This is a genomic window from Bradyrhizobium sp., assembly GCF_052389815.1.
Taxonomy (GTDB): domain Bacteria; phylum Pseudomonadota; class Alphaproteobacteria; order Rhizobiales; family Xanthobacteraceae; genus Bradyrhizobium.
On sequence record NZ_JBQTHN010000073.1, the window covers coordinates 31,743 to 56,858 of the forward strand.

The 25,116-nt window shown below is 65.7% G+C and carries 24 protein-coding genes; 14 read left to right on the plus strand and 10 right to left on the minus strand.

Going from position 1 to position 25,116, the window contains the following annotated elements; translation table 11 throughout:
- Window positions 1-84: 84 nt before the first annotated feature.
- From ACT4OC_RS13180 to ACT4OC_RS13190, 3 genes are read left to right on the plus strand one after another with little or no spacing between them, the layout of a single operon-like run.
- Window positions 85-1,299, plus strand: a complete 1,215-nt coding sequence (locus tag ACT4OC_RS13180; RefSeq protein ID WP_444839433.1) for an ABC transporter ATP-binding protein — start codon at window positions 85-87, stop codon at window positions 1,297-1,299.
- A complete protein-coding gene (locus tag ACT4OC_RS13185; RefSeq protein WP_444839434.1) occupies window positions 1,296-2,207 on the plus strand; it encodes an ABC transporter permease in 912 nt (303 codons plus the stop codon). Before ACT4OC_RS13180 ends, ACT4OC_RS13185 begins: the two co-directional genes overlap by 4 nt.
- The gene (locus tag ACT4OC_RS13190; RefSeq protein WP_444839435.1) at window positions 2,207-3,025 is read left to right on the plus strand and encodes an ABC transporter permease; all 819 of its coding nucleotides are present in this window, start codon (window positions 2,207-2,209) and stop codon (window positions 3,023-3,025) included. Before ACT4OC_RS13185 ends, ACT4OC_RS13190 begins: the two co-directional genes overlap by 1 nt.
- A gap of 10 nt (window positions 3,026-3,035) precedes the next feature.
- Here ACT4OC_RS13190 and ACT4OC_RS13195 read toward each other — a convergent pair whose 3' ends face one another.
- On the minus strand, window positions 3,036-4,967 hold the full coding sequence (locus tag ACT4OC_RS13195; protein ID WP_444839436.1) for an AsmA family protein: 1,932 nt from the start codon (window positions 4,965-4,967) through the stop codon (window positions 3,036-3,038).
- A gap of 314 nt (window positions 4,968-5,281) precedes the next feature.
- Here ACT4OC_RS13195 and ACT4OC_RS13200 point away from each other — a divergent pair, with 314 nt between their 5' ends.
- Window positions 5,282-5,989 carry a CoA transferase subunit A gene (locus tag ACT4OC_RS13200; RefSeq protein ID WP_444839437.1) on the plus strand — a complete coding sequence of 236 codons (708 nt, stop codon included), beginning with the start codon at window positions 5,282-5,284 and terminating at the stop codon, window positions 5,987-5,989.
- A gap of 73 nt (window positions 5,990-6,062) precedes the next feature.
- Window positions 6,063-6,713: a 3-oxoacid CoA-transferase subunit B gene (locus tag ACT4OC_RS13205; RefSeq protein WP_444839438.1), complete on the plus strand. Its 651-nt coding sequence runs from the start codon at window positions 6,063-6,065 to the stop codon at window positions 6,711-6,713.
- Window positions 6,714-6,839: 126 nt separating this feature from the next.
- Here ACT4OC_RS13205 and ACT4OC_RS13210 read toward each other — a convergent pair whose 3' ends face one another.
- Both ACT4OC_RS13210 and ACT4OC_RS13215 read right to left on the minus strand, forming a co-directional pair.
- Window positions 6,840-8,429: an ABC transporter permease gene (locus tag ACT4OC_RS13210; protein ID WP_444839455.1), complete on the minus strand. Its 1,590-nt coding sequence runs from the start codon at window positions 8,427-8,429 to the stop codon at window positions 6,840-6,842.
- A gap of 163 nt (window positions 8,430-8,592) precedes the next feature.
- Window positions 8,593-9,600 carry an extracellular solute-binding protein gene (locus ACT4OC_RS13215; protein ID WP_444839456.1) on the minus strand — a complete coding sequence of 336 codons (1,008 nt, stop codon included), beginning with the start codon at window positions 9,598-9,600 and terminating at the stop codon, window positions 8,593-8,595.
- A 371-nt stretch (window positions 9,601-9,971) separates the two neighbouring features.
- On the opposite strand from ACT4OC_RS13215, the gene ACT4OC_RS13220 reads away from it, so the two are divergent.
- Complete coding sequence (locus ACT4OC_RS13220) at window positions 9,972-10,457, plus strand: Crp/Fnr family transcriptional regulator (protein WP_444839439.1); 486 nt, start codon at window positions 9,972-9,974, stop codon at window positions 10,455-10,457.
- Here ACT4OC_RS13220 and ACT4OC_RS13225 read toward each other — a convergent pair.
- The 4 genes from ACT4OC_RS13225 to ACT4OC_RS13240 all read right to left on the minus strand — a co-directional run bounded on the left by ACT4OC_RS13225 (window position 10,396) and on the right by ACT4OC_RS13240 (window position 13,593).
- A complete protein-coding gene (locus tag ACT4OC_RS13225) occupies window positions 10,396-11,223 on the minus strand; it encodes a metallophosphoesterase family protein (RefSeq protein WP_444839440.1) in 828 nt (275 codons plus the stop codon). The two genes, ACT4OC_RS13220 and ACT4OC_RS13225, sit on opposite strands and share 62 nt — an antisense overlap.
- 76 nt (window positions 11,224-11,299) lie before the next feature.
- Window positions 11,300-12,172, minus strand: coding sequence for an SUMF1/EgtB/PvdO family nonheme iron enzyme (locus ACT4OC_RS13230; protein ID WP_444839441.1), 873 nt, complete (start codon window positions 12,170-12,172; stop codon window positions 11,300-11,302).
- A gap of 62 nt (window positions 12,173-12,234) precedes the next feature.
- On the minus strand, window positions 12,235-13,338 hold the full coding sequence (nirK, locus tag ACT4OC_RS13235) for a copper-containing nitrite reductase (RefSeq protein ID WP_444839442.1): 1,104 nt from the start codon (window positions 13,336-13,338) through the stop codon (window positions 12,235-12,237).
- 114 nt (window positions 13,339-13,452) lie between these two features.
- Window positions 13,453-13,593 carry a hypothetical protein gene (locus ACT4OC_RS13240; protein WP_444839443.1) on the minus strand — a complete coding sequence of 47 codons (141 nt, stop codon included), beginning with the start codon at window positions 13,591-13,593 and terminating at the stop codon, window positions 13,453-13,455.
- 435 nt (window positions 13,594-14,028) lie between these two features.
- Between ACT4OC_RS13240 and hemN the strand changes: the two genes are divergently transcribed.
- Window positions 14,029-15,381, plus strand: coding sequence for an oxygen-independent coproporphyrinogen III oxidase (hemN, locus tag ACT4OC_RS13245; protein ID WP_444839444.1), 1,353 nt, complete (start codon window positions 14,029-14,031; stop codon window positions 15,379-15,381).
- 76 nt (window positions 15,382-15,457) lie between these two features.
- Here the strand turns inward: hemN and ACT4OC_RS13250 are convergent, their stop codons facing one another.
- Window positions 15,458-16,162 carry a Crp/Fnr family transcriptional regulator gene (locus ACT4OC_RS13250; protein ID WP_444839445.1) on the minus strand — a complete coding sequence of 235 codons (705 nt, stop codon included), beginning with the start codon at window positions 16,160-16,162 and terminating at the stop codon, window positions 15,458-15,460.
- Window positions 16,163-16,318: 156 nt separating this feature from the next.
- Here ACT4OC_RS13250 and ACT4OC_RS13255 point away from each other — a divergent pair, with 156 nt between their 5' ends.
- Both ACT4OC_RS13255 and ACT4OC_RS13260 read left to right on the plus strand, forming a co-directional pair.
- Window positions 16,319-16,768 (plus strand): pseudoazurin, encoded by a 450-nt coding sequence (locus ACT4OC_RS13255; RefSeq protein WP_444839446.1) that lies wholly within the window; start codon window positions 16,319-16,321, stop codon window positions 16,766-16,768.
- Window positions 16,765-17,997, plus strand: a complete 1,233-nt coding sequence (locus ACT4OC_RS13260; protein ID WP_444839447.1) for an NnrS family protein — start codon at window positions 16,765-16,767, stop codon at window positions 17,995-17,997. Before ACT4OC_RS13255 ends, ACT4OC_RS13260 begins: the two co-directional genes overlap by 4 nt.
- Before the next feature lie 25 nt (window positions 17,998-18,022).
- Here ACT4OC_RS13260 and ACT4OC_RS13265 read toward each other — a convergent pair whose 3' ends face one another.
- Window positions 18,023-20,923, minus strand: a complete 2,901-nt coding sequence (locus tag ACT4OC_RS13265) for an ATP-binding protein (protein WP_444839448.1) — start codon at window positions 20,921-20,923, stop codon at window positions 18,023-18,025.
- A gap of 207 nt (window positions 20,924-21,130) precedes the next feature.
- On the opposite strand from ACT4OC_RS13265, the gene ACT4OC_RS13270 reads away from it, so the two are divergent.
- From ACT4OC_RS13270 to ACT4OC_RS13290, 5 genes are all read left to right on the plus strand, one after another.
- Window positions 21,131-21,778, plus strand: coding sequence for a response regulator (locus ACT4OC_RS13270; protein ID WP_444839449.1), 648 nt, complete (start codon window positions 21,131-21,133; stop codon window positions 21,776-21,778).
- 158 nt (window positions 21,779-21,936) lie between these two features.
- Window positions 21,937-23,013: a GGDEF domain-containing protein gene (locus tag ACT4OC_RS13275; RefSeq protein WP_444839450.1), complete on the plus strand. Its 1,077-nt coding sequence runs from the start codon at window positions 21,937-21,939 to the stop codon at window positions 23,011-23,013.
- A 61-nt stretch (window positions 23,014-23,074) separates the two neighbouring features.
- Window positions 23,075-23,341 (plus strand): PilZ domain-containing protein, encoded by a 267-nt coding sequence (locus tag ACT4OC_RS13280; RefSeq protein WP_444839451.1) that lies wholly within the window; start codon window positions 23,075-23,077, stop codon window positions 23,339-23,341.
- Between the two features lies 1 nt (window position 23,342).
- Window positions 23,343-23,714 (plus strand): PilZ domain-containing protein, encoded by a 372-nt coding sequence (locus tag ACT4OC_RS13285; RefSeq protein WP_444839452.1) that lies wholly within the window; start codon window positions 23,343-23,345, stop codon window positions 23,712-23,714.
- A gap of 379 nt (window positions 23,715-24,093) precedes the next feature.
- Complete coding sequence (locus tag ACT4OC_RS13290; protein WP_444839453.1) at window positions 24,094-24,486, plus strand: response regulator; 393 nt, start codon at window positions 24,094-24,096, stop codon at window positions 24,484-24,486.
- Between the two features lie 71 nt (window positions 24,487-24,557).
- Here the strand turns inward: ACT4OC_RS13290 and ACT4OC_RS13295 are convergent, their stop codons facing one another.
- A complete protein-coding gene (locus tag ACT4OC_RS13295) occupies window positions 24,558-24,704 on the minus strand; it encodes a hypothetical protein (RefSeq protein ID WP_444839454.1) in 147 nt (48 codons plus the stop codon).
- Between the last annotated feature and the right edge of the window lie 412 nt (window positions 24,705-25,116).

Below are 25,116 nucleotides of genomic sequence, written 5' to 3' on the forward strand. Positions count from 1 at the left end.
GCGGCGCCCGCCGCCCGCTGCCTGCCAGTTGAGCCCCCGCCGATCCATCGCTAGCTTGCGGGCTCGACGGGGCCGGGCAGGGACATGGCTGAGGAACAGGGAAATAGCGAGGCGGCGGGGCTGTCCAAAGCGGAAGGCGTCGAGCCTGCGAAGCAGGACGCGGTGGCCGCTGTGCTGGTCAAGCCCGAGCTGCGCCTCGAACCCCCGCTGCTGCGCATCGAGGGCGTGGCAAAAAAATTCGGCAATTTCCGCGCGGTGGATCGCGTCACGCTCGACATCCGCGCCGGCGAATTCTTTGCACTGCTCGGCCCCTCCGGCTGCGGCAAGACCACGCTGCTGCGCATGCTCGCCGGCTTCGAGACGCCGGACGAAGGGCGCATATTGCTGGGTGGCAGGGACATCGCGCCGGTGCTGCCGCATGAGCGGCCGGTCAACATGATGTTCCAGAATTATGCGCTGTTTCCGCATCTGTCGGTCAGGGACAACATCGCGTTCGGCCTGAAGCGCGCCGGCATGGCCAGGGCCGACATCGACGCCCGCGTCGCCGAGATGGTGGCCCTCGTCAGGCTCGAGGGGATGGAGAAGCGCAAGCCGGACCAATTGTCCGGCGGCCAGCGGCAGCGCGTGGCGCTGGCGCGCTCGCTGGCGCGGCGGCCGCAGGTGCTGTTGCTCGACGAGCCCTTGGCGGCGCTCGACAAGAAGCTGCGCGAGAGCACTCAACACGAATTGATGGAGCTGCAGCATCGCCTCGGTATGACCTTCATCGTCGTCACCCACGACCAGGAGGAGGCCATGACCATGGCGAGCCGGATCGGCGTGATGGACGCCGGCCGGCTGGAGCAGGTGGCGAGCCCGCGCGACCTCTACGAGACGCCGGCGTCGCGCTGGATCGCCGAGTTCGTCGGCGACATCAATCTGTTCGAAGGCCAGGTCGGCGCGGCGGAGGCCGGGCGCCTTGCGATTGCGACCCGCGATGCCGGCACGCTCTATGTCGCCGAGTCGCGCACGCCGCCGGGCAGGAACGTCGTCAGCGTCGCCATCCGCCCCGAGAAGGTCAAGCTGTCGCGCCGTGCGCCCGCCGCGGAGGGGACAAGCGCCCGCGCGTTCAACTGCCTGGAGGGCGTCATCACCGATGTCGGCTATCTCGGCGGGCTCACCACCTACAAGGTCAGGCTCGATTCCGGCGCGGTTCTGCGCTCGTCGATGGCGAACACCACGCGGATCGTCGATGCCTATAATGCGAGCCAGCGCGTGGTGGCCTGGTTCACGCCCGACGACTGCCTGGTGCTGGAACAATGAGTGCGCGCCGCATCTTCGCACGGCCGGCGCGCTACGCCGCGATCGCGCCGTACCTGTGGATGGTGCTGTTCTTCCTGGTGCCGTTCGGGTTCGTGCTGAAGATCGCGCTGTCGCAGACCGCGATCGCGCAGCCGCCTTATGCGCCGGTGTTCGACCTCTGGGACGGGCGCGAGGCGACACGAGCGGCGCTGCAGCAGCTTTCGCTCGACAATTTCAAGCTGCTGATCGCGGACAATCTCTACATCCTGTCCTACTTGCGCAGCCTGATGGTCGCGCTGCTGTCGACCGCGATGCTGCTCCTGATCGGCTACCCCATCGCCTATGGCATGGCGCGGCTGCCGCAGCGCTGGCAGGCGATCGCGATGATGCTGGTGATCGTGCCGTTCTGGACCTCGTTCCTGATCCGCATCTACGCCTGGATCAACATCCTGCAGCACGACGGCCTGCTCAACACGGTGCTGCTGAAACTGCATCTGATCTCGGCGCCGCTGGTATGGCTCTCCACGGACACGGCGATGTATATCGGCATCGTCTATTCGTACCTTCCGTTCATGATCCTGCCGCTGTTCGCGACGCTGGCCAAGCAGGATCCCGCGTTCCTGGAAGCCGCCGCCGATCTCGGCGCCTCGCCGCGGCAGGCGTTCTGGCAGGTGACGTTCCCGCTGTCGCTGCCGGGAGTGGGAGCGGGCGCATTGCTCTGCTTCATCCCGATCGTCGGCGAATTCGTCATCCCCGACCTGCTTGCGGGCTCTGGCGCACAGATGATCGGTCAGACGCTGTGGCTGGAATTCTTCACCAACAGGGACTGGCCGGTCGCCTCTGCGGTCGCCATCGTGCTGCTGGTGCTCCTGGTCGGGCCGCTGCTGCTCTACGAGCGGGTGCAGCACCGCCAGCTGGAGGCGCGCTGATGGCCTCGCGCAGGATCAACCGCATCACGCCCTTCAACATCACCGCGCTCGCGCTGGGCCTTGCGTTCCTCTACCTGCCGATCGTCATCCTCGTGATCTACTCCTTCAACGCCTCGCGGCTGGTGACGGTGTGGGGCGGCTGGTCGCTGCGCTGGTACTACGAATTCTTCAACGACCGCGCGATGCTGGATGCGGCCTGGATGAGCCTGCGCGTCGCCGCAGTGTCGGCGACGATCGCGACCATCCTCGGCACGCTCGCGGCGGTGGCGCTGACCCGCGGCGAGCGCTTTGGGGGACGCATGCTGTTCTCGGGCATGCTCTACGCGCCCTTGGTAATGCCGGAGGTGATTTCCGGCCTGTCGCTGCTGCTGCTGTTCGTCGCGCTCGACGCCGGCCGCGGCTTCTGGACCGTCACCATCGCCCACACCACGCTCACCATGTGCTTCGTCACCGTGGTGGTGCAATCGCGGCTCGGCTCGATCGACCGCAGCCTGGAGGAAGCCGCGATGGACCTCGGCTGCAATCCCCTGCGCGCCTTCCTGTCGGTGACGCTGCCGCTGATCGTCCCCTCGATCGCGGCGGGCTGGATGCTTGCCTTCACCCTCTCGCTCGACGACGTCGTGATCGCGAGCTTCACCACCGGCCCGGGATCTGCGACGCTGCCGATCCGCATCTATTCCGAGGTGCGATTAGGGGTGAAGCCCGAGATCAACGCCATAAGCACCATGGTGATCGCGCTGATCGCGGTCGTCATCACGGTGGCGTCGTTCGCCTCGAAGCTGTCGCGCGGGCGAGGCGAAAGCGCCGTGCCGCTGTGAGCGGCAGCGCTCAGTTCGGCTTGGCTGCTTCCGCAGCGGGCGCCGCATCCGGTGCAGGGCGGCGGAAACCGCCGCCGGTGAAGCGCTCGATCACCGATTTGACGGCGTCGCGCGTCTTCTTGTCCTTCACCGCATCGAGCAGCGGCTCGGTCGCGGGCGAGCGGCGGATCAGGCTTTCCGGATCGGGAAAGATCAGCGGATCGTCCCACGGCCCCTGCACCACGAAGGGCAACTCGAAGCCGGGGTTGCCGCTCGATGCAGAGATCAGGCTGGCGACGCCCTTCATGTCGTATTCGCGCGCCGGCACCGATGCCGTTCCCGTCAGCTTTAGCCGCGAGGTCGGGCTCTCGACGCGAATGTCCTCGGCGGTGGCGATGCCGTCGGCGAATTTCACCGATACCGTGATGCTGTCATAGGGCGTCGAGCCATGCCGGAAATTGCCGGCGCCCGACAGCGGCCGGCGTTCCAGCCGCTTCAGCAACTGCTCGACGTTGAAACCCGAGATCGCGCCGTCATGGCCGGTGAGCGTTGCCGTGCCGTCGAGCGACGATGCCAGCCCGAACGGGCTCGAGCCGGAGGCGACCAGCGAGACGTTGAGGTTGCCGCGCCCGGAGAGCTTGCTGATGCCGAACAATTCACCGGCGGCGGCCTGCAGGTCGACGTCCGTGAGCTGGAACTGGGCGCGCACGTCGGCGACGGTGTCGGCGCGCGAGATGCCGAGCGAACCCCTGGCGATGCCGCCATACATCTGCGCCTCGCCGACGCTGAGCGCCAGCGCGCCGTTGCGCAAGTTGGCGCCGAACGCGGTGCGGCCGAGCCTGGTCGGCCCAACCGTCACTTTCGCAGCCGACAGGCGCATGTCGAGGTCGGTGGCCGACAGCGCATTGAGGTCGAACAGCTGCCGGTTCCAGTCGCGTGCGCCCGTGGCGAGCAGGCGGACGGTGGAGATGTAGGGCGTGAAGTCGAGATTGCCGGCGGCGAGCGTCGCCTGCACGGTCTGGCGGCCGTTATTGGCGAAGGTCATGACGCCCTCGGCGACATTGCCGTCGAGCTCGACATTGACATTGGTGAGTGCGACCGAGCCGCCGACGACATTGGCGCGCGCCTTCAGCGCGAAACGGCCGAAGCCGCCGCCGGCCGGCGGCTGCTGTCCGGTCCAGCGCAGCGCGTTGCGCAGCGACAGCGAGTCGACGGTGACGGTGCCTTCCATCATCAGGCTGGTGCGGTTGGCCACCGCGCCGTCGAAAGCGAGCTTCAGCGGCGCCGAGGCGAGGCGCGCCTTCAGGCCGGAGCGCTCGCCCGAGAGCAGCGCCACGAAATCGCCGGCGCTGACCGAGCCGTCGATGCGCTCGCCGCGCCAGTCGAACTGCCCGGTCGCGGCAAAAGATCGCGAGATCGAGGGCCAGGCCAGCGAGAGGTCGATGTCGGCAAGCGTCTCGGTGGAGCTGGTGGCCGCGTCCTGGTACTTCAGCACGCCGTCCTGGATGCGGATTTCCGAGAACGACACCTGGTTCTCCGCGCCGGGCTTCATGGTTTTCGCGATGGTCTCGACGAAGGGCGTCCAGTTGCTCTCGCCATTGCCGTCGCGCACCACGCGGATGGTCGGCCGCAGCATCATCACGTCGGAGATTTCGAACCGCCGCAGCAGGAGCGGCAAGAGCCGCAGGTTCGCGGTCAGCACGTCGACATGCAGCGCCGGGTCGTCGCTCATCCCGCCCTTGAGGCCGACGTCGTGGAACGAGACGTAGCTGGCGGGAAACACCGAAATGTCGATCGATCCCTTGACGACGAGATCGAGCCCGGTGACGGCGCGGATCTGCGCCTCGACCGATTTCTGCAAGGCGTCACGGTTGAGGAACCAGATCGTTGCGACCAGGCACAGCGCGGCCACGCCGAAGAAGGCCGCAACCGGCATCCCGAGGCGCTTCATTCGTTCGGCCATCGTCAATGCCATGATCCAGCGAAGAGGTCTTGAGGTGGTCCGGTGAAAACGTCGGGCGCCGCGCCAAATGGACCCCGAGCCTACCCGCCCGCGCCAACGACGGCAACTTGATGGGTTTTCTTGTCGCTTTCAAGGCCGTACTGACGCGGGAACGGCGCCGGAACGGCCATATGCCCGTCATTGACGCGCTGCGAAGAATTCGCCTAATAATCGCCCCAATAAAGCGGACCGAACGCGCGATCCGGAAACGCGGTTTCCAGGTGGATCATGCGACGGCTGCGGAAAAAAGCCTCCCCTCCATCAGGTCATTTCCCATGAACAAGGTCTATCCCGACGCCAAGTCGGCTCTGTCAGGCATTCTCAAGGACGGCATGATGATCATGTCGGGCGGCTTCGGCCTGTGCGGCATTCCCGAGCATCTGTCGGATGCGATCCGCGACGCCGGGGTCAAAGGCCTCACCTTCATTTCCAACAATGCCGGTGTTGACGGTATCGGGTTGAGCCGCCTGCTGGAGACGCGGCAGATCAAGAAGATGATCTCGTCCTATGTCGGCGAGAACAAGCTGTTCGCGCAGCAATACCTCGCCGGCGAGCTAGAGCTCGAGTTCAACCCGCAGGGAACCCTGGCCGAGCGCATCCGCGCGGGCGGGGCCGGCATTCCGGCCTTCTACACCAAGACCGGCGTCGGCACGCTGATCGCCGAGGGCAAGGAAGTGAAGGAGTTCGACGGCGAGAAGTACGTGATGGAGCGCGGCCTGTTCGCCGACCTTGCCATCGTGCATGCCTGGAAGGGCGACACCGCCGGCAACCTGATCTACCGCAAGACCGCGCGCAACTTCAATCCGATGATGGCAACGGCTGCGAAGGTCACCGTGGCCGAGGTCGAGCACCTCGTGCCGGCCGGCGAGCTCAATCCCGACCACATCCACACCCCCGGCATCTTCGTCAAGCGCATCGTCGAAGTCGGCACGGCGAAGAAGCATATCGAATTCCGCAACACGCGCCCGCGGCCGGCCGCATGATCCGGAAAAGTGCGAAGCGGTTTTCCGATCAGATCATGCGCAACTGAAAAGCCTTTCGACAGGAGCTCCTCAAATGGCCTGGACCCGTGAACAGATGGCAGCGCGCGCCGCGAAGGAATTGCGCGACGGCTACTACGTCAATCTCGGCATCGGCATTCCGACGCTGGTCTCGAACTACATCCCCGACGGCATGGACGTGAACCTGCAAAGTGAGAACGGCATGCTCGGCATGGGCCCGTTCCCATACGAGGACGAGGTGGACGCCGACCTCATCAACGCCGGCAAGCAGACCGTGAGCGAGCTGCCGTCGACCAGCTATTTCTCCTCGGCGGACTCCTTCGCCATGGTGCGCGGCGGCCATATTGATCTCTCTATCCTCGGCGCGATGCAGGTGGCGCAGAATGGCGACCTCGCCAACTGGATGATCCCCGGCAAGATGGTGAAGGGCATGGGCGGCGCCATGGACCTCGTCGCCGGCGTCAAGCGCGTCGTCGTGGTGATGGAGCATTCTGCCAAGGACGGCCCGAAGCTCCTGAAGACGTGCAACCTGCCGCTGACCGGCGAGCGCGTGGTCGACATGGTCGTGACGGATCTGGCCGTATTCACCATCGACAAGCACGGCAAGGACGGCATGGCGCTGATCGAGCTCGCCGACGGCGTCACCCTCGACGAGGTCAAGGCCAAGACCGAGGCCGAGTTCCGCGTCGCGCTGAAGAACGCGTGAAGTCGGAGCAGCAAGTCTCGTAGGGTGGGCAAAGGCGCTCTTGCGCCGTGCCCACCATCTCTATCCTCAACCATCGTCATGAATGGTGGGCACGCTTCAGCGTGCCCACCTACAGTTGGCTATGGCTCACGCCGGTCCGGCCGGCACGTCCGAGAAGCGCGTCAGCCAGGCCACCGGGCCGATGCTGGCGGCGACGATTAACAGTGCCGCGAGCGCGCCTTCCTCGAAGCTGCCGCGGCTGGCGTACTGGTAGATCGAGGTGGCGAGGGTCTCGACGTTCAGCGGGCGAAGCAGCAGCGTCGCCGGCAGCTCCTTCAGGCAGTCGACGAACACCACGATGACCGCGCCGACCATGGCGGGGCGCAAGAGCGGCAGATGGATCAGCCGCATCGTCGTGCCCTGGCCGGCGCCGGCGGCGCGCGCGCTGTCGTCATAGTCGCGCGGAATCCGCTCGAAGCCCGCCTTGATGAAGCCGGTCGGCACCGCGAGGAAACGGATCACATAGGCGATCACCACGGCGGCGCCGGAGCCGACGATGATCAATCCCGGCAGCGAACCTCCGAGCCAGCCGGCGAGCGTGTTCAGCGCGTTGTCGACGGCGAGCAGGGGGGCGAGCAGGCCGATCGCCAGCACGAGCCCCGGCAGCGTGTAGCCGGTTTGCGCGATGTTCATCGCTATGAAGTGCGGCATGCTCGGCCGCCAGCGCCAGGCGAGGATGGTCGCAAAGCCCAGCAGCAGCGCGGCCAGCGTGGCGATGCTCGCAAAGGCGACCGAGTTGAAGGCATCGCGCCACAGCGCCACGTCGACGTCCGCCAGCAGACCGCGCTTGAAGCTCTGTTGCGCGAGAAACAGCAGGGGGACGAAAAACCCGAGGATCACCGGCATGAGACAGGCCACCAATGCACAGGCGCCCTTGAATCCCTCGAGTTGCGTTCGCTGCGTCAGCCGCGGGCTCTCGGCGGAAAATTCCGTCGTGACGTTGCGCCGCCCGTAGCGTTCGATCGCGATCAGCCCGGCGACGATCGCCAGCATGAAGCAGGACAGCTGGGCGGCGCCGGCGAGGCTGCCGCGGTTGAGCCAGGTCGTGAACACCGACACCGTGAGCGTGCGGACGCCGAGATATTCGCTGGCGCCGATATCGTTCAGGGTTTCCAGCGACACCAGCGCGACGCCGACGGCCAGCGCCGGCCGCGCCATCGGCAGCGAGACGCGACGGAAGATCGTCCAGCGGCCGGCGCCGAGCGTTTTCGCGGCCTCGGCGAATTCAGCGCTCTGGAACTGGAACATGGTGCGCGCCGAGAGATAGACATAGGGGTAGAGCACCAGCGCGATGACGATGACGGCGCCGGGCAACGAGCGCAGGTTGGGCAGCAGGCGAACCGCGTCGGCAAGCGGAACCCAGCCGGACAGCGCGCGGTGGACGAGGCCGAGCGGCTCGAACAGGTCGACATAGACGTAGGCGGCGAGATAGGTGGGGATGGCGAGCGGCAGCGGCAGCAGCCACCGCAGCATGGCGCGGCCGCGGAATTCATGCAGCGAAACCGCCCACGCCGTCCCGGTGCCGATCGCGAGCGACAACGTGGCGACGCCGCCGAGCAGGAGCGCAGTATCGAGCAGGCTGCGCGGCAGCACGTATTCGATCAGGGGCTGCCAGACGTCCGGCGCAGGCTGCATCGCCAGCGCGATGATCGAGATGACGGGAGCGGCCACCAGCATCGCGGTCGCGACCGCAATCGCTCCGGCCAGCCGCCCGCTCTGCGTCGTCCGCCTCACGCCGGCTCACGTCGATAGGGCGCGGAAAGCCCACGCAGCATCATGCCCTCTCCCGGGAGGAAGAGGGCATGATGGCCGAACCGCTTTGCGCCCTTGTTGCGATCGGTCAATTATCGAACCCGACCTTGTCCACCAGCGTGGCAGCGGCCTTGCGGCTCGCGATGATCTTGGCGATCGGCATCGGATCGGCGACGAGCTTGCCGTAACCCGCGATCGTCGGGTTGACGGGGACGCCGGCGCGGATCGGATATTCGTAGTTGGCATCGGCGTAGATCTTCTGCGCCTTGTCGCCCACCAGCCATTCGATCAGCTTCATGCCGCTCGCCTTGTTCGGCGCGTGCTTCGCCAAGAGCACGCCGGAGAGGTTGACGTGGGTGCCGCCGCCTTCGAAGGTCGGCAAGATCACCTTGGTGGCTTCCGCCCACGGCTTCTTCTCCGGATCGTTGTTCATCAACAGCGCCCAGTAATAGGTGTTGCCGATGCCGATGTCGCACTTGCCGGCTGCGACGTCGCGCGCCGCCTCGCGGTCGCCGCCGGAGGGTTTCTGTGCGAGGTTCGCCTTCACGCCCTTGAGCCAGTCCTCTGCCTTGGCCTCGCCGTACTTGGCCACATAGGCCGCGAACAGTCCGTTGTTGTAGATGTGCTGGCCCGAGCGGATGCAGATCTTGCCCTTCCACTTGGGGTCGGCGAGCTCCTCGTAGGTGATCTTGTCCTGCTTGACGCGGTCCTTCGAGGCGTAGACCACGCGCGCGCGCATGGAAATGCCTGCCCACTGGCCGTCCGGGTCGCGGTATTGCGGCGGCACGATCTCGTCGATCGCGACCGACTTGATCGGCTGGGTGACGCCGGCCTTCACGGCATCGTCGAGGCGGCCGAGGTCGACCGTGAGCAGCACGTCGGCCGGGCTGTTGGCGCCTTCGGCCTTCATGCGCTGCTCCAGCCCCGAGCTTGACGAGACGACGTTGACCTTGATGCCGGTGTCCTTGGTGAAGGCATCGAACAGCGGCTGGACCAGCTTGGTTTCGCGATAGGTGTAGACGTTGACTTCGCCGCTCTGGGCGCTGGCGCTTGTCGGGGCCAGCAACGCGGCCGAGGATGCGGCCAGGCAAAGCATAGCCGCGGTTGCAGAGAGGGCGCCAAGTTTCGTCATGGATGGCTCCGGCACGAGAATGTTGTGTTGCCGCTGAGTAGCGCGGCAGGCATGACGTCGTCAGCGACGCGATGTCGCGAAAGGGCTGATTTAGAGCGATTCAAAGCATTGAATTTAGAGCGATTCCAGAAACGGGCGGCACGCGGGAGGCATCGCGACAGCTCCGCGGCGATCGGAGCGAGCGGGAACATGCCGGCCGGCAGTCCAGGGTCTTGCCGGCGTGCCTGCGGCCGGCGGCCGCCTGCCATGCCGGCAATTTGAGCAACGCGGCCATAATATCGGTTCGACCGGTGCTATCCTCCCGTCTAGTCTGATGAGGGGCTTTGGGCGGTCACATGCGCGATATCCTGGAATATTGCATTGGCGGGACGCGGCGGAGCGTCGCCGCAGGCACCGAGGTTTTGCATGAAGGCGACCGCACCGGGCATCTCTATGTCCTGATCGAGGGCCGGCTCGAGGTGATCAAGGGCGAAGCCGTGGTCGCAAGCATTGCCGAGCCCGGAGCCGTGCTCGGCGAGATGTCGGTGCTGCTCGATGTGCCGCACACCGCGACCGTTCGCGCCGCGCAGCACTCGGCGATCTACGAGATCGACGATGCGGCCTCGTTCCTGCGCAGGCAGCCGGCGGTGTCGATCCTGATCGCGCGGATGCTGGCGCAGCGCCTCAACGTCGCCAACACCTATCTCGCCGACCTGAAGCGGCAATATGCCGGCCACGGCACCCATCTGGCCATGGTCGGCGAGGTCCTGCAGAGCATGATCAATCTGCCGCCGTCGGAGGTTTCGCCAGGATCGGATCGGCAATCCGATCCAAGGCTATGAGCCAGGGCGGCGGCGCCACGATCGGCAGGGCCGGGCGCGCCAGCGGCGCCTTGAGGTCGATGTAGCGCGCATCGCCCGCCGGCAGCCAGAACGCCGTGCCCTCGTCGATGTCGAGCACGATACAGACCGGCGGCCTCCCGGGCTGCAGGCCGGTATTGAACACCCAGGTGTCGCCGAGCCGGTCGTACCACGAGCCTTCGGCGATGAACGGCGATTGATGGACGTGGCCGGAGATCACCATCGACGGCCGGTAGCGCGCGATCCATTGCACGAGGTCGACGTCGCCAAAGAAACGCTTGCCGCCCCAGCTGGTCGGGGAGTCCGCGGGCGGAGCATGATGCACCCAGATCCAGCGCTGCAATCGCCTCGCCGAATCCTCGCGCAATTGCATCTCGAGCCGCTGCTTGACCACTGGCCCATCCCACCACGGGCATACCGTGAAGAAGGTGTCGCCGATGGCAAGACTGTCGCCGTCGCAGGCAATACCCAGCTCGCGCACCTCGCCGATCCACCGCGCGATCTTCTCGCCGTCCGCGCTGCGCTCGTCGAGATCGTGATTGCCCGAGCACAGGATCACCCTCGTGATGCCGGACAGCAGTGCGAGATACTTCTTCACCACCACGATCTGGGCGCGGAAATCCACGAACGAGCCGACGTCGAGCGCATCGCCGGCAAAGATCACGAGATCGAACCGGGGCGCGGCCGCCAGCAGCCAGTCGAACTGCGGCAATGAATAGTGCAAATCCGCGACAATCAGACAGCGCATCGCAATGCCCAATAAATGGCCGCGCCGAGGGGCGCGCATGCATTGCATACAAGAAACGTACCGGAATGGACGGGGGTTAGCCGCGCGCGATATGCAGCGCCCCGGCAACGCGGCCGATCCACGACCGCGGCTCCCGCACCAGGCGAAAGCCCAGATTATCGGGCGGCACGCCGGCGGCGCAGCCGCCGCCGCGGGCGTTGCGGATGAAGTCGGTGACGTAGGAGCGGTGCTGGCCCTCGACGACGCGGACGCCGCAATTCGGCGTGGCCGATACGGTCTTGCCGGCATCGTCGAGCCGGTAGCGGGTGAAGCAGGTCGAGGTCCACTCCCAGACATTTCCGGCGAGGTCGGCGAGCCCGTTCTCGTTGAGGCCGAAGCTGCCGAAGGCGCGCGTCTCGGCGTCCGCCGTGCGCTCGGATTCGCGCTCGTATTTCGCGATCCAGCGCTTCGACGGATCGTTGTCGTCGACGGGCAATCCGTCGTCCTTGAACCTGCTGCCGGCAGCGAGCGCCCATTCCTCGTCGGTGGGCAGGCGATACGTCTCGCCGGTCTTTCGCGACAGCCAGGCGGCATAGGCGTTGGCATCGTGCCAGCTCACCTGCACGGCCGGGCGGTCGGCGGCGATGGTGACGCCGCGATCGAGGGCGCGGCAGGCGCCGTCGTCGACGCAGGTTTGGTACTCGGCCGCGCTGACCTGGTGCTTCATGATGACGAGCGGCTGGTCGAAGCTGATCTGCCTGAGCGGCGCCGATGCCTGCCTGCCGTTGCGCGTGAAGTCGCCGGCAACGCGGTAGACCACGTTGCCGGCGCGCACCTCCACGAGGGCCTGTTCGGTGCCGGCAGGGCCGCCGCGAGAGCCGGCATCCGACAGGAGGGGTGCAACCGCGAGCGGGCCGGCAAGTCCGGCGACGCAGGCGAGAGCGAGCTTGAGCTTGAATGCGATCAGCATGGCGGTGCATTCGAGGGATGAGAGAGGACGCCGGCGCGCGGCGCCCTCTCGGTCAGGTGGTCTCAGTTCGTCTTGGCCGGCGGGATGTCCGCCGGGGCCTTCACCTGGGTCATCAGGTCGTCGTTCCACTTGCCCTCGATCTTGAAGTGAGCGGCCGCGCCGAGCTCGACGGCCTCGATCAGGTTGTGGTTGACATAGGCGTAGACGCCGGGCTGCAGGAACTTGTAGGTCGCAGCTCCCGCCGAGCCGCCGCGGATGAACCATGTCTCGAGGCCCGTGTCCGGCGGATTGGAGAACTTTCCGCTCTCCCAGACGTAGTCGCCATGGCCGCCGATCAGATGCGGGCGGCTGTCGCGGTTGGCCTGCGAATGCACGATCAGCACGGTCTCGCCGACCTTGGCGGTCAGCGCATTCTTGCCGGTCAGCGCACCCACCTTGCCGTTGAACACGACATGGGTCGGCGTCAGCTTGCGCATCACCTCGACAGTGTCGTTGTAGGCTTCGCCGGGCGAGTCGTAGGCCTTGAAGTTGCCCTTCTCGTCGCGCGGCACATACAGGTCGAACTCGCCGATATAGTAGGCGCGGTCATACTTGACCTGCTTGCCCTTGCCGTCGGTCAGGCCCTCGCGCGGCAGCACCATCACGGCGCCGGACATGCCGGACACAACGTGCCACGGGGTCATCGGACCGCCCGGCGCGCAGTGATAGACGAAGGTGCCGGTGCGCGTCGCCTTCCAGCGCAGCGTGACCTGTTCGCCGGGATTGACCAGCGTCAGCTCGGCGCCGCCGCCCCCGCCGGTTGCGGAGTGGAAGTCGATATTGTGCGGCATCGAGTTCGAAGACGGGTTGACCAGCGTCAGCTCGACGTAGTCGCCCTCGTGCACGACCATCATCGGGCCCGGCATGCTGCCGTTGAAGGTCATGGCCTGGAAGGTGGTGCCCTTCTCGTCGATGACCACCTTCTTCTCCTCGATGTTCATCTTGAACTCGATGATCTTCGGGCCCTGCCTGGTCGCCTGCTCGTGCGCATGCACGAAGGGCGGCGCCACCAGTTCGATCTTCTGGCGCGGCAGCTTGAGGTCGTCGGCGGCCCTGGCGGGCGCGGACACAGCCAGCATCATGGCTGCAGCGGCTGCGCTCATTAATGCGGCTCTGCGGGTCAACATTGCAATGGCTCCTTGCGTTTGATTGCGGGAGCACATTGCTCATTTCGCCGTCGAATTATTTGCGCTGAAACAACTTGCGACCGGTTGGCAATCACTTAAGGCGTCATACGTAGGTCAGCGCAGCAGGACCGGTGACTCCACGTTAACCGTGTCGCTCGCCGAGATGGCGATGCCGAGCACGAGCGACCAGCGCCCCGCCTTCGGCACCGAGGCGTAGCGCCCGTCACCGCAAAGGCCGAGCGGATCGATCACCACCGCTGGCTGGTCCGGGTGTCGGGAAAATTGGCGCGGCTACGGTGCCGCGATCGCCTCGCTAGGCGAGGTAGGAGGCGAGCCAGACGGCGCTCGCCAGCGACAGCGACAACAGCACCACACCGGCCGCGAAGCTCGCCCAGACCCGCACCGCCCGATCATTCTCGCCCACGGATTTGGTCCGCCTGGGACGCACGTCCTCGTACGGGGGAATCTGGCAGCACATCGCCGGCTCTGATGGTTGTCGATACCTGCCTTGTCGCCCGAAGGCGGGGCCTCGGCCTTGAGCAAACGCAAGGATTTGCAGGCGATTTCGGGGTTTCCTCGGCGGGGCGAATTTGAGCGAGCGCAAGTCGCCCCGGCTTCCCTGCCTGTATGAAAGCCTGATCCGGGCGCCGGTCAGGTTCCCGCAACAATCCAGCCGGGAATGACGTCGCGATGAGGCCAGATCTTGCGGTTTGCTACGGGCAGGAGCGCCTGCCGCGCTATACCAGCTATCCCACCGCCCCCCATTTCTCGCCCGCGATCGGGCCTTCCACCCATGCCGAATGGCTAAAGGCGATCCCGCGCGAGGCCAGCGCCTCGCTGTATCTCCATGTGCCGTTCTGCCGGGCGATGTGCACCTATTGCGGCTGCCACACCACGGTGGCCAGGCGCGACGAGCCGATCGCGGTGTATGAATCGGCGCTTCGCTGCGAGATCGACCAGGTCGTCCGGCAGATCGACCGCCGCATCAGGGTCGAGCATATCCATTTCGGCGGCGGCACGCCGACCATCATGGCGCCGGAGTCCTTTACCGACCTGATGGGACTGATCCGGCACTGCTTCTTCGTCGCTCCTTCCGCCGAGGTCGCGATCGAGATCGACCCGCGCACGCTGTCGTCGCAGATGATCGAGGCGCTTGCGCTCGGCGGCGTCAACCGCGCCAGCCTCGGCGTGCAAAGCTTCGATCCGAAGGTGCAGCGCGCCATCAACCGCGAGCAGAGTTTCGAGCAGACGGAACGGGCGACCACGGGCCTGCGCCGGGCCCGCGTCTCCGGCATCAATTTCGACCTGATCTACGGCCTGCCGCACCAGACCGTGGACTCCTGCCGCGACACGGTTGCCCGTTGCATCGAGCTGCGACCGGACCGCTTCTCGGTGTTCGGCTATGCCCATGTGCCGGCCTTCAAGAAGCACCAGCGCAAGATCAAGGAGGACTGGCTCCCGCACAGCCTCGAGCGCCATGAGCAGTCCACCGCTATCGCAGAGAGCCTCCGCGAGGCCGGCTACGTGCAGATCGGGCTCGACCATTTCGCCCTCCCTGAGGATTCCATGGCGCGCGCGCTGAAGGCCGGCACGCTGCGGCGCAACTTCCAGGGCTACACCACCGACCAGAGCAGCGTCCTGCTCGGCTTCGGCGCCAGCGCGATCGGGAGGCTGCCGCAGGGTTTCGTGCAGAACGAGGTCGTCATATCGGCCTATTCGCAGGCCGTGGCGCAGGGGCGGCTGGCGACCGCGCGAGGCTATCAGCTGACCTCCGACGACCGTCTGCGCGCCGAGATCATCGAGCGCATCATGTGCGACTTCGCCGTCGACCTCGCGCCGATCTGTGCGCGCCACGGCTCGCTCGCGGACGAGATGCTGCAATCGGCGCCGCGCCTGAAGGATCTCGTCTCCGACGGCATCGTCGAGCTCGAAGGCTCGTCGCTCGCGGTCCCCCAGGATTCGCGCTTCCTGGTGCGTAGCGTGGCCGCCGCTTTCGACGCTCATCTCGACCGGTCGCAGCGCCTGCACAGCCGCGCGGTGTGAGAATCGAATCCGTCACACTGCAGCCGGTCGGGGCGCGCTCATCCGCGTCCAACTTGATAGTTGCTACGAAGCTGTGTCACACCTCGCCCGGCGGCTGCTCGGCGAGCGCATAGATTCGCTCGGGCTCGCACAGCACGATGCGCTGACGTCCGCTTTCGATCAGGCCGGCCTGTTCCCAGGCGGAGAGAATGCGGCTCACGGTATGCAATGTCGTTCCCGTCATCTGCGCGATGTCCTGGCGGCTGATCGGAAAGTCGATCTCGATGCCGCGCTCGACCCTGCGGCCGGATTGTCTGGCGAGCCGCACCAGCGCGTGAGCGACGCGCTGCTCGACCTGCTCGGTCGACATCTCCACCACGCGGGTGAACGACTCCTGCAGGCGGCTGCCGACCGCCTGCAGCGTGTTGGTAGCCAGTGTCGGGAACTTCGCCACCAGCCGCGGCCAGGCCGCCGACGGCCAGACCAGCGCGACGCTGTCATCGGCCGCAGTTGCCGTAGCCGGATACTGGCGCAGCCCCATTGCGGGCGCGACGCCGAAGATCTCGCCGGGCGAGACATAGCGCATCACCACCTGCTCGCCGGTCGGCGTGGTCTTGCTGGCCCGCACATGGCCGGCCAGCAGCAGGAAGAAGGAGTGGGCGTCCTCGCCCTGCGAGAACACCTCGCTGTTCCTGGGATAGCGCGCCGAGCGCGCCTCGCGCAGGACCTCCGCGAGTTCCTCGGCCGTCAAGCCGGCGAACATCGGCATGTCGGCCACCAGCGAAGCATCGACCGAGGCCATGCGTTCTCCCACCCAGAGCGATTTCAACGGAGTCTAAGGTCCGATACCGCGCGATCAAGCCAAAGTTTGCGCTGGCTCAACCCATGCCACGCCGATCGCACCTAGACAATTGCTGAGAACGCCTCGCAGGGGCGAGAATCATTGGAGAAAACGAGCATGCGCAAGATGATGTCGCTGGCCGCGTTCGCGCTGCTGATGAGCGCGGGCATGACGCTGGCCGGCGAGGTCGAGGTCAAGATGCTCAACAAGGGCGCCGAGGGCCTGATGGTGTTCGAGCCGTCGCTGGTCAGGATCGAGCCCGGCGACACCGTCAAGTTCGTCGCGACAGACAAGAGCCACAATGCCGAATCGATCAAGAACATGCTGCCCGAGGGCGCCGCGCCCTTCGCCGGCAAGATGAACGAGAATGTCGCCGTGACCTTCGACAAGCCCGGCGTCTACGGCGTCAAGTGCATGCCGCACTATGCCATGGGCATGGTGGCCCTCGTCGTGGTCGGCAAGCCCGAAAATCTCGAGCAGGCCAAGGCGGTGCCGCAGACCGGCAAGGCCAAGCAGATCTTCGCGACGCTGTTCGACCGGCTCAGCCAGCAGGCCGCGGCGAAGTGAGCGGCGCGGCGGCGACGGCGGGCCAGGCCCCGGCGGGCGGCATTCCCCGGTACCGCGCGTATCGGGGGCCGGCGCTGTTTGCCAGCGGCTTTCGGCCGTTCTTCCTGCTGGGCGCGATCCAGGCCGCACTTTCGATCCTGGTCTGGCTGCCGGTGTTCTATGGCGAGCTCAAGCTGGTCTCGGCCTTCGCGCCGCGCGACTGGCACGTGCACGAAATGCTGTACGGCTATCTGCCCGCCATCATCACCGGCTTCCTGTTCACGGCGATCCCGAACTGGACCGGGCGGCTTCCGCTGCAGGGAGTGCCGCTGGCGAGCCTCGTCGTCATCTGGATCGCCGGACGCCTTGCGGTGACGTTCTCCGCCGTCACGGGATGGTGGGTCGCGATGCTGGTGGATTCCGGCTTCCTGCTGCTGGTCGCGGCTGCGACCGGGCGCGAGATCGCGGCGGGGCGCAACTGGCGCAATCTAAAGGTCGTCGCGCTGGTCGCGCTGCTGTTCGCGGGCAACGTCGCCTTCCACCTGGAAGCGCAGTTCTTCGGCGCCGCCGATCTCGGCATCCGCATCGGCATTGCCGTCGTCGTCATGCTGCTGTCGCTGATCGGCGGACGCATCATCCCGAGCTTCACCCGCAACTGGATGGTGCGGGAAAATCCCGGCCGCCTGCCGGTGCCTTTCGGCCGCTTCGACATGGTCGTCGTCGCGCTCGGCGCGCTGGCGCTGGCGGGCTGGATATTCCTCCCGGACAGCCGCGTCGCAGGGACCGCGCTCGGCATTGCCGGGGTGATGCACCTGGTCCGGCTGGCGCGCTGGGCCGGCGATCGCACGTTGCGCGAGCGGCTCGTGACCATCCTGCATGTCGGCTATTTCTTCGTGCCGCTCGGCTTCCTGCTCAATTCGGCCGCCGCGTTCCACCTCGTGGAGGACGGCGCCGGAATCCATGCCTGGATGGCGGGCGCCGCCGGCATCATGACGCTCGCGGTGATGACCCGCGCCTCGCTCGGCCATACCGGCAATGCGCTGACGGCGACCGCCGCCACGCAGGCGATCTATGCCGCGATCGTCGTTGCGGCCGTGGCGCGCATCTGCGCCGTGATCCACACCGCGCAGAGCGAGTGGCTGCTCTACGTTGCGGCGCTGGCCTGGGCCGCGGCGTTCCTCGGCTTTGCGCTGGCCTACGGGCCGCTCTTGCTCGGCCGTCGCGATCCGCTGCGGCGGGCGGCGGGGTAACGGGGGGACAAGCGTTCGGGCCGGCTCAGGCCGTCGTTCGTTCCGCCTGGACCGGTTCTTCCTCGGCGAGAAGTCCCGCGACGATCCGCAAGGCGGCGTCGCGGGCTTCCCTGCAGCGGCCGAGGCATGCGTCGAACAGGTCGGGGCGGGCGCCCTCGAGGTTCCTGCAAGCGTCGGACAGCTGTTGAAAGCCAAGCATTCCCGCGGCTCCGCCCAGCGTATGGGCCTCCCTGCAGATCGCGTCGCGATCTTCGGCCGTTTCCGGCGGCGTCAGGAATCGCACCCGGGCCTCCACCGAAAACAGGTGAAGCAGGCGGCCGGCGTTTGCGTGCCCGATCGATTTTCGCAGCTGCGCGAGCGTGGCTTCATCGAAAGCCGGCGAAGGTGACGACGCGTCCGGCTCCGCCAGCGGGTCTGCTCCGCCGGATGGGCCCGTCTCTGCCCGCCGTTCCTCGCGCACCAGACGGTCGATCGTCTCGAACAGGTCCGGCCAGTTCACCGGCTTGGGCACGTGGACGTCCATGCCGGCCTCCAGGCATCGCTCGGATTCGCCCGGAAGCGCGTTGGCCGTCAGCGCGATGATAGGAAGTCTCGGGCGGCCGCCGATCGCGGTTCGGATCGTCCGCGCTGCGGCATAGCCGTCCATCTGCGGCATCTGCACATCCAGAAGAATGGCGTCGAACGAGCTGCGCACCGCCATTCGCACCGCTTCGGCGCCGTTGTTGGCCGTGACGACCTCGTGCCCGGCCTGTTCCAGCATGGCCTTGATGAGGTCGCAGTTCGGCTCGTAATCCTCTGCGAGGAGCAGGCGATAGGATGTACCGCTTGCAAGGGAGGCTCGCGAGGTCTCCGGCGACGCTGCCTCGCAAAGCGCTAGCTCCACGACGAACGAGAATTCCGAGCCGCGCCCCGGTGCGCTCGCTACGTCGATCTTTCCGCCCATCAGGTTCACGAGCTGCCGGGAGATTGCAAGGCCAAGGCCGCTGCCCCCGACTCGGCGCGTCGCCGTATTTTCGGCCTGCACGAACCGCTCGAACAGCGAGGGCAGATCGCGCGGCGCGATGCCGATGCCGGTGTCCGTGACCGCAAAGCGGAGCGCCCCGATGGAGCCGGGCACCAGGTCGACCGTCAGCCGCACCGAGCCCGACGGGGTGAACTTCACCGCGTTACCGAGCAGGTTCACCAGAATCTGCCGCAGCCGGACGGCATCGCCCCATACCCAATCGGGAACGTCGGAGGCGATATGCGAGGTCACGTCCACGCCCTTGCGCAGGGCCTGGCACCAGAACATGGCCAGGCATTCCTGTGTCAGCCTGGAAAGGGACAACGGTCCCGGGCTCAGCGTGAATTGTCCGGCCTCGATCTTGGAGAAGTCGAGGATGTCGTTGACGATGCCCAGCAGCCCCTGGCCGGCCGAGCGCTGCATCTGGAGATATTGGCGTTGCCGGTCGCGGGATTGCTCGCCGCTCAGCAGCATGTCGGATACGCCGATGATGGCGGTGAGCGGCGTCCGCAGTTCATGGGTCATGTTCGACAGGAAGTCCGCGGTCGCGCGTGCGGCGGCTTCGGCGCGATCCTTTGCCTCCCGCAGCTCGCCTTCGATGCGCATTTGCTCGGAAATGTCCTCGTGGGCGGCGATCCAGCCGCCTTCCGGGGTGGGACGCCGTCGCATGGCGACGGTTCGTCCGTCGGCCAGCACGTGCGTCTGCATGGCCTCGGAAACGATCCTGCTGATGAACCCGTCCCCGTTCGGCCCGAGGTTTTGACCGTTGGCAGCTTGCGAGTCGAGAAGCTGACGGAGCGAGGTCCCCGGTTTAACCTGTTCGGGCGCGAGCCCGTACATCTGGTGAAACCGGCTGTTGGCGATCACGATTCTCTCGTCGGCATCCCACACAATCAGGCCGTGCGGCATGTGACTGAGCGCAATGTCGAATCGCGTGTTGGTGCGCTCGAGTTCCCGGGAGTTTCGTGCCAGCCGTCGGGTCTGTTGCACCAGCAGGAAAGTCCCGATCAGCATGGCGGCGAACACGATGGCCACCACCGGCCCGAACAGCGTGATGTGATTGTACCAGGGCCGCAGCAGGTCGGCGCGCGCATAGGTCACAAGCATCACCAGCGGCAATCCCCGCACCGCCTTGTAGCCGGCGATGCGGGGCCGGCCGTCGAGGACGCTGATCGTTTCGTAGGCCCCCGAATCCGATTTGGGCAGGTATTGCGTCAGCAACGGTGCGTGGGCGAACGATCGGCCAACCACGTCTTCCACGAACGGCTCCCGCGCCAGCACCAGGCCGCCGGTATGCATGAGCAGGATGGACCCCTCGGTGCCGAGATCGATCGAGCGATAGAGCTTCGCGAAGTAGGATTGATCGAGCGGCGCCGTTACGATGCCGGCAAACGAACCGTCGGCGTCGCTCAGCCGCAGCGAGGCCGCGGTCAGCCATTTCCCGTTCGCGGCCGACAGGAAGGGAGGAGAGACATAGAGCCGATCCTCGGTGCGGTCGCGCTGCACCTTGAAATGGTCCATGCCGGACACGTTGGTTCGGGGCGCGGGCCGATCGTAGGAATGCGCGATCAGGTTGCCTGCCGCATCGGTCCAGCCGACCGCCACCACGATGGGCGAGGTATTCATCAACAGTCGCAACGCCGCATTGGATTCGTCGGCCGTCACATAGTGGGCGTGCAGCGCGTCGCTCCTGATCTTCGCCACCTCGCGCAGCGTGCGTTCGACGTTCTCGAACGTCAGCGCGGTGTGCTCCGACAGAACCTCCGCAAAATTCTCGGCGGACCGTTTTCCCTGTTCGATCGTCGCGTCGTAGCGAAGCCGGAGATCGAACAGGAACAGGAATAAGATTGATCCGGCGAGCAGCGCTCCCGTCATTGCCTGCCAGAAGGCCTGCCGCTTCCAGCGCCGGTTCAACCTGTGCATGAGCTAGCCGAACCTGTGCCGTGGAAGGTGCCGCCTGCCGTCCGATGGACGAGAATCAATGTCCCGTTCATGATATAGCAAGGGACATTGCCGATATATCCCGCCTATAACGGGGCGCCTTGAAGGTGCGATCATCGCCCCGGTCCACGAAGCACCAGCGCAACTGAGGCACCTCACGGGGCCCAACGTTCACACCTGGTTCGCCAAGTGACAGACACGACAGACAAGAAAGTCAGAATTGTTCTGGCCGACGATCATCCGTTCATCCTGTTTGCCCTGAAGCAACTGGTGACGGCGGAGGCCGACCTCGAGCTTGCCGGCGAAGCCGCAACCGGACTCGAGGCGCTCAGCCTGGTCAGGTCGGCAACGCCGGACGTTGCCGTCATCGACGTCGGCATGCCCGGAATGAACGGCATCATGCTGGCCCGGAAGATCCGCGAGGAGCGGCCGTCGGTGCGGGTGCTGATCCTCACGGCCCACGAGGACGAGGCCCATCTGAAACAGGCGCTTGCGGCGGGAGCCGGCGGCTTCATCCTGAAGCGCTCCGCGACGACGACGCTGATACCTGCGGTTCGCGCAGCCATTGCGGGAGGCACGTTCGTCGATCCGCTGATGACGCATCGCATCGATCGCAAGATGCCTGCGGGTGAACTCGGGGCCGTCGAACTGAGCCCGCGCGAGCGCGAGGTTCTCAAATTGACGGCGCTGGGCCACGCCACCAAGGAAATCGCGCAGTCGATGGCGATCGGTGCCAAGTCGGTCGAGACCTATCGCGGCCGCGCGCTGGAGAAGCTCGGGCTGAAGACCCGCGCCGAGATCGTCAGGTTCGCGCTCTCGGAGGGCTGGCTGACCTGATCGCCACGGTCTCCGCAGAAGCGAGGCCGTGTTTCTAAACAACTGGTTATTGGGTCAGGAACAGCCGGACACCGCGCCCCCGCCGGGCCGGCGCGCGATGTTGTATTCTCGCGATGAGACCGGGGGTCCTCTCCGCAGTCTCTACGTGAGGGTATGCAATGGCTTTTTTGGACAGCGGATCGAACGGAGAGCACGAGCGCGAACGCTCGATCGCCTTGGCCGAATTCGTTCGATCGACCCTGCGGGAGGTCGGCCTGGCGCCGACGCCGAGAAACTACGAAATCTGGTACGCCTACGGCCTCAAGAACAACCGTGCCCTCAATCAAGACATCGAGGCGATGCTTGCATCCGGCGGCGCGCCCGCCGAGTCCGAGCTGGAACGCCTGCATGAAGCGCATTTCGGGGCGGCGCGCATGCTCGGAAAGATGCAGGCGATCGGCTGCGGGCTGAACACCAAGCTCGGCGACGTCGTCGGCTTCATGACCGCAACACTGGGTAGCGCCTCGGCCTATGGCCAGCGGCTGGACACCGCATCGCAGGATATCGCGGCGACGGATGATCCGGCGGCGGTCGTGGCGACGGTTCAGGCTTTGGTCGCTGCGACCATCGAGATGCGCCAGGACAGCCAAAGGCTGAAATTGCAGCTCGATGGCGCCATGCAGGAGATCGCCGAGCTCCAGCAAGGTCTGCACACGATCCGGATGGAGAGCAGGGCGGATTCGCTGACGCAACTCGGCAACCGCAAGCATTTCGACGAAGCCCTCAGCGAGGCCGTCCGCAATGCGGCCGACCGCGGCGAACCGCTTTCGCTGCTGATGATCGACATCGACCATTTCAAGTCCTTCAACGACACGTATGGTCACGCCACTGGAGACCAGGTTCTCCGGCTGGTGGCGGCGTCGTTGAAGCAAGGCATCAGGGCCGCGGACGTGGCGGCGCGCTTTGGCGGCGAGGAATTCGGCATCGTCCTTCCCAACGCACCGCTCCAGCAGGCGGTCGCGGTCGCCGACCAGTTGCGCCGCTCGATCATGGCGCGCGAGCTGAAGAAGAAGTCGACCGGCGAGGTCATCGGGCGGATCACCGTCTCGATCGGCGTCGCCACGCTGCTCCCATATGACAGCAAGGAGTCCCTGCTAGAGCGCGCCGACGGCTACCTCTATGCCGCCAAGCGCGCCGGGCGCAATCGCGTGGTGGGCGCCGCGCAGCTTCAGGACATGTCCGCTCGGGTTGCCTGACATGCGGGCTGCAGATGCAAAGATTCAGACGGGGGCGGAGATGGATGACCAGCGAGGTGAGATGAACGACAAGCGCGGCTCCTTGCGGCATCGGGTTTTGAAGGCCGGGTCTATCGATCTCGGCGGGGGAGCCATCGATTGCTCCGTACGCAACCTCTCGGACAAGGGAGCTGCGCTGGAAGTCGTAAGTCAGGCGGGAATCCCGGAGCGGTTTGCGCTGGTCATTGCTGGCGATGGGCTTCATCGGCGCTGTCGCGCGGTGTGGCGAAGCGGGCGCCGCATCGGCGTGGCGTTCGAGCCTGACGACCCATCCGGATCGCAAGGCTGACATGGACAGCACCGCAAACCGCCGCAGGGATCATCGGGTCCTGTTCTCGCACGCGATCGACGTCCAGATGTTTGCCATCGATGGGACCTGGCGTCGCCCCTGCACAATGTTGGACGTTTCCGAAGCCGGGGTGAGACTGGGGCTAAAATCGTCCATTCAAGGCCTGAACTTGAAGGAATTCTTCCTGGTGCTGTCGTCGACCGGCGTGGCGTTCAGGCGCTGTGAGCTCGCCTGGATCAACGGGGAGCAGATCGGTGCCAGCTTTTTGACGGGCACGATGCGAGCGAGCCAAACCAAAAAGGCGTCGACAGGTGAGAAAAGATCATCTGTGCAACGGGATGAACCGGCGATGCATCGCTGCACCGGCGGCTGAGAAGGAAGGAGCGGATCGACTGTCACATCCTAGCCCTGCCCTTTCCGCCGTCGAACTTAACGGAAATGTTTTCACGCTTGCTTGAAAGGAACAACTTCTTCATCGCGAAAACAAGAAATGCGGAATCTGACTTCCGCTTCACCTCCATCAACACTTCGCTCAAGTAAAACCATTCAATCGCGCATTCCAGGGCGCGGTTGATGCGACACCTTGCCCCGCCGCGCTCTCCAGGGCCGGCGGGGATCTTTTTTGAGCCGCAGGCGGCACCGCGGCTTTACGGAAGTCCGAGCTTCGCTTCGCAGAAAGGAGTCATGGCCATCCTGAACTTTTCCGGCCGTTGTGCGTTGGCTGCCATGGGCCCATCCGGTCGGGGGGAAACTTGGATAGAATTGCAAAGGTCCTTGTGGTCGAGGACGAACCGGAGGTTCAGGCTGTCGTCCAGCAGGCGCTGGAGGATGCGGGCTTCGAGGCGCTTGCCGTCGCATCCGGCGAAGAGGCGATCGAGCTGCTGCGGCGGGCGATCGCCGGTGTCTGCGGCCTCGTGACGGATATCCGCCTTTCCGGTTCGATGGACGGCTGGGAAGTCGCGCATTTCGCCCGCAGGCTCGCTCCCGCCATACCAGTGATCTACGTGACCGGGGCCGATGCGAAGGTCTGGCCCTCCGAGGGCGTTCCCGACAGCGTCATGTTCATGAAGCCGTTCGATCCGGATCGGATCGCCTCGGCGCTGCACCGGCTGCTGGAGAAGTCGCGTGGGGATACGATTTCGTGAACGCCTGGCTGCCGGGATTCGCCAAATCGGGAAACGTCGGGGCGTTGCAAGGCGGCCGCGGAGGAGGAACTTCAGCTCTCGCCCAGCAGCTTGCCGGTCTCGCGATGGATGAAATGTGTCAGCGTGCAGGCCGGACAAGCGACTGCCTTGTAGGCGTCCTTGTAGGTGTCCTCGGACTGGTTCGGCGGCACCTCGTCCAGCCAATGCTGCACTTTCATGCCGGTCCGTGGGCATTTGAAGAGGATATGGCGGCCCATGTCCCAATTAGGGGGCGGGCGCACCAACGGGCAACTACGGGTGATACCGGAGGTGGGCCGGATGCCGCCGGGCGAAACGTTCGTCAGATGGACTGGCCCGAATGCAATCCCAAGGGTCCGGCGCATCCCGCACGGCCCGCCCAGCCGGCGGACGTGCCGCCGGCTCATTGTTCATATAATCGGAAATCAAGTTTAAATAATCAGAAATAACGGTTGACAATTGCGCAAATCAGAACTAAACGTCTCCCCAGCCCGTGCCACCGTGAGGGACGTTTCGCGATCGTCACGAAACGTGGTGCGGGTTGCGATGGGCCGCTTGCTGCGTCAGGTGCTTGCACCGGGCGAAACGCAGCGGCGGACGGTGAAGTCGTGT

Bases quoted from the DNA above. Each gene is read 5' to 3' on its own strand.
- ACT4OC_RS13185 (WP_444839434.1), top strand. From the start codon at position 1,296: ATGAGTGCGCGCCGCATCTTCGCACGGCCGGCGCGCTACGCCGCGATC.
- ACT4OC_RS13295 (WP_444839454.1), bottom strand. From the start codon at position 24,704: ATGAAAGTGCAGCATTGGCTGGACGAGGTGCCGCCGAACCAGTCCGAG.
- hemN (WP_444839444.1), top strand. From the start codon at position 14,029: ATGAGGCCAGATCTTGCGGTTTGCTACGGGCAGGAGCGCCTGCCGCGC.
- ACT4OC_RS13250 (WP_444839445.1), bottom strand. From the start codon at position 16,162: ATGGCCTCGGTCGATGCTTCGCTGGTGGCCGACATGCCGATGTTCGCC.
- ACT4OC_RS13230 (WP_444839441.1), bottom strand. From the start codon at position 12,172: ATGCTGATCGCATTCAAGCTCAAGCTCGCTCTCGCCTGCGTCGCCGGA.
- ACT4OC_RS13220 (WP_444839439.1), top strand. From the start codon at position 9,972: ATGCGCGATATCCTGGAATATTGCATTGGCGGGACGCGGCGGAGCGTC.
- ACT4OC_RS13265 (WP_444839448.1), bottom strand. From the start codon at position 20,923: ATGCACAGGTTGAACCGGCGCTGGAAGCGGCAGGCCTTCTGGCAGGCA.
- ACT4OC_RS13195 (WP_444839436.1), bottom strand. From the start codon at position 4,967: ATGGCCGAACGAATGAAGCGCCTCGGGATGCCGGTTGCGGCCTTCTTC.
- ACT4OC_RS13225 (WP_444839440.1), bottom strand. From the start codon at position 11,223: ATGCGCTGTCTGATTGTCGCGGATTTGCACTATTCATTGCCGCAGTTC.
- nirK (WP_444839442.1), bottom strand. From the start codon at position 13,338: ATGTTGACCCGCAGAGCCGCATTAATGAGCGCAGCCGCTGCAGCCATG.
- ACT4OC_RS13280 (WP_444839451.1), top strand. From the start codon at position 23,075: ATGAACGACAAGCGCGGCTCCTTGCGGCATCGGGTTTTGAAGGCCGGG.
- ACT4OC_RS13200 (WP_444839437.1), top strand. From the start codon at position 5,282: ATGAACAAGGTCTATCCCGACGCCAAGTCGGCTCTGTCAGGCATTCTC.
- ACT4OC_RS13285 (WP_444839452.1), top strand. From the start codon at position 23,343: ATGGACAGCACCGCAAACCGCCGCAGGGATCATCGGGTCCTGTTCTCG.
- ACT4OC_RS13215 (WP_444839456.1), bottom strand. From the start codon at position 9,600: ATGCTTTGCCTGGCCGCATCCTCGGCCGCGTTGCTGGCCCCGACAAGC.
- ACT4OC_RS13255 (WP_444839446.1), top strand. From the start codon at position 16,319: ATGCGCAAGATGATGTCGCTGGCCGCGTTCGCGCTGCTGATGAGCGCG.
- ACT4OC_RS13210 (WP_444839455.1), bottom strand. From the start codon at position 8,429: ATGCTGGTGGCCGCTCCCGTCATCTCGATCATCGCGCTGGCGATGCAG.
- ACT4OC_RS13190 (WP_444839435.1), top strand. From the start codon at position 2,207: ATGGCCTCGCGCAGGATCAACCGCATCACGCCCTTCAACATCACCGCG.
- ACT4OC_RS13180 (WP_444839433.1), top strand. From the start codon at position 85: ATGGCTGAGGAACAGGGAAATAGCGAGGCGGCGGGGCTGTCCAAAGCG.
- ACT4OC_RS13205 (WP_444839438.1), top strand. From the start codon at position 6,063: ATGGCCTGGACCCGTGAACAGATGGCAGCGCGCGCCGCGAAGGAATTG.
- ACT4OC_RS13275 (WP_444839450.1), top strand. From the start codon at position 21,937: ATGGCTTTTTTGGACAGCGGATCGAACGGAGAGCACGAGCGCGAACGC.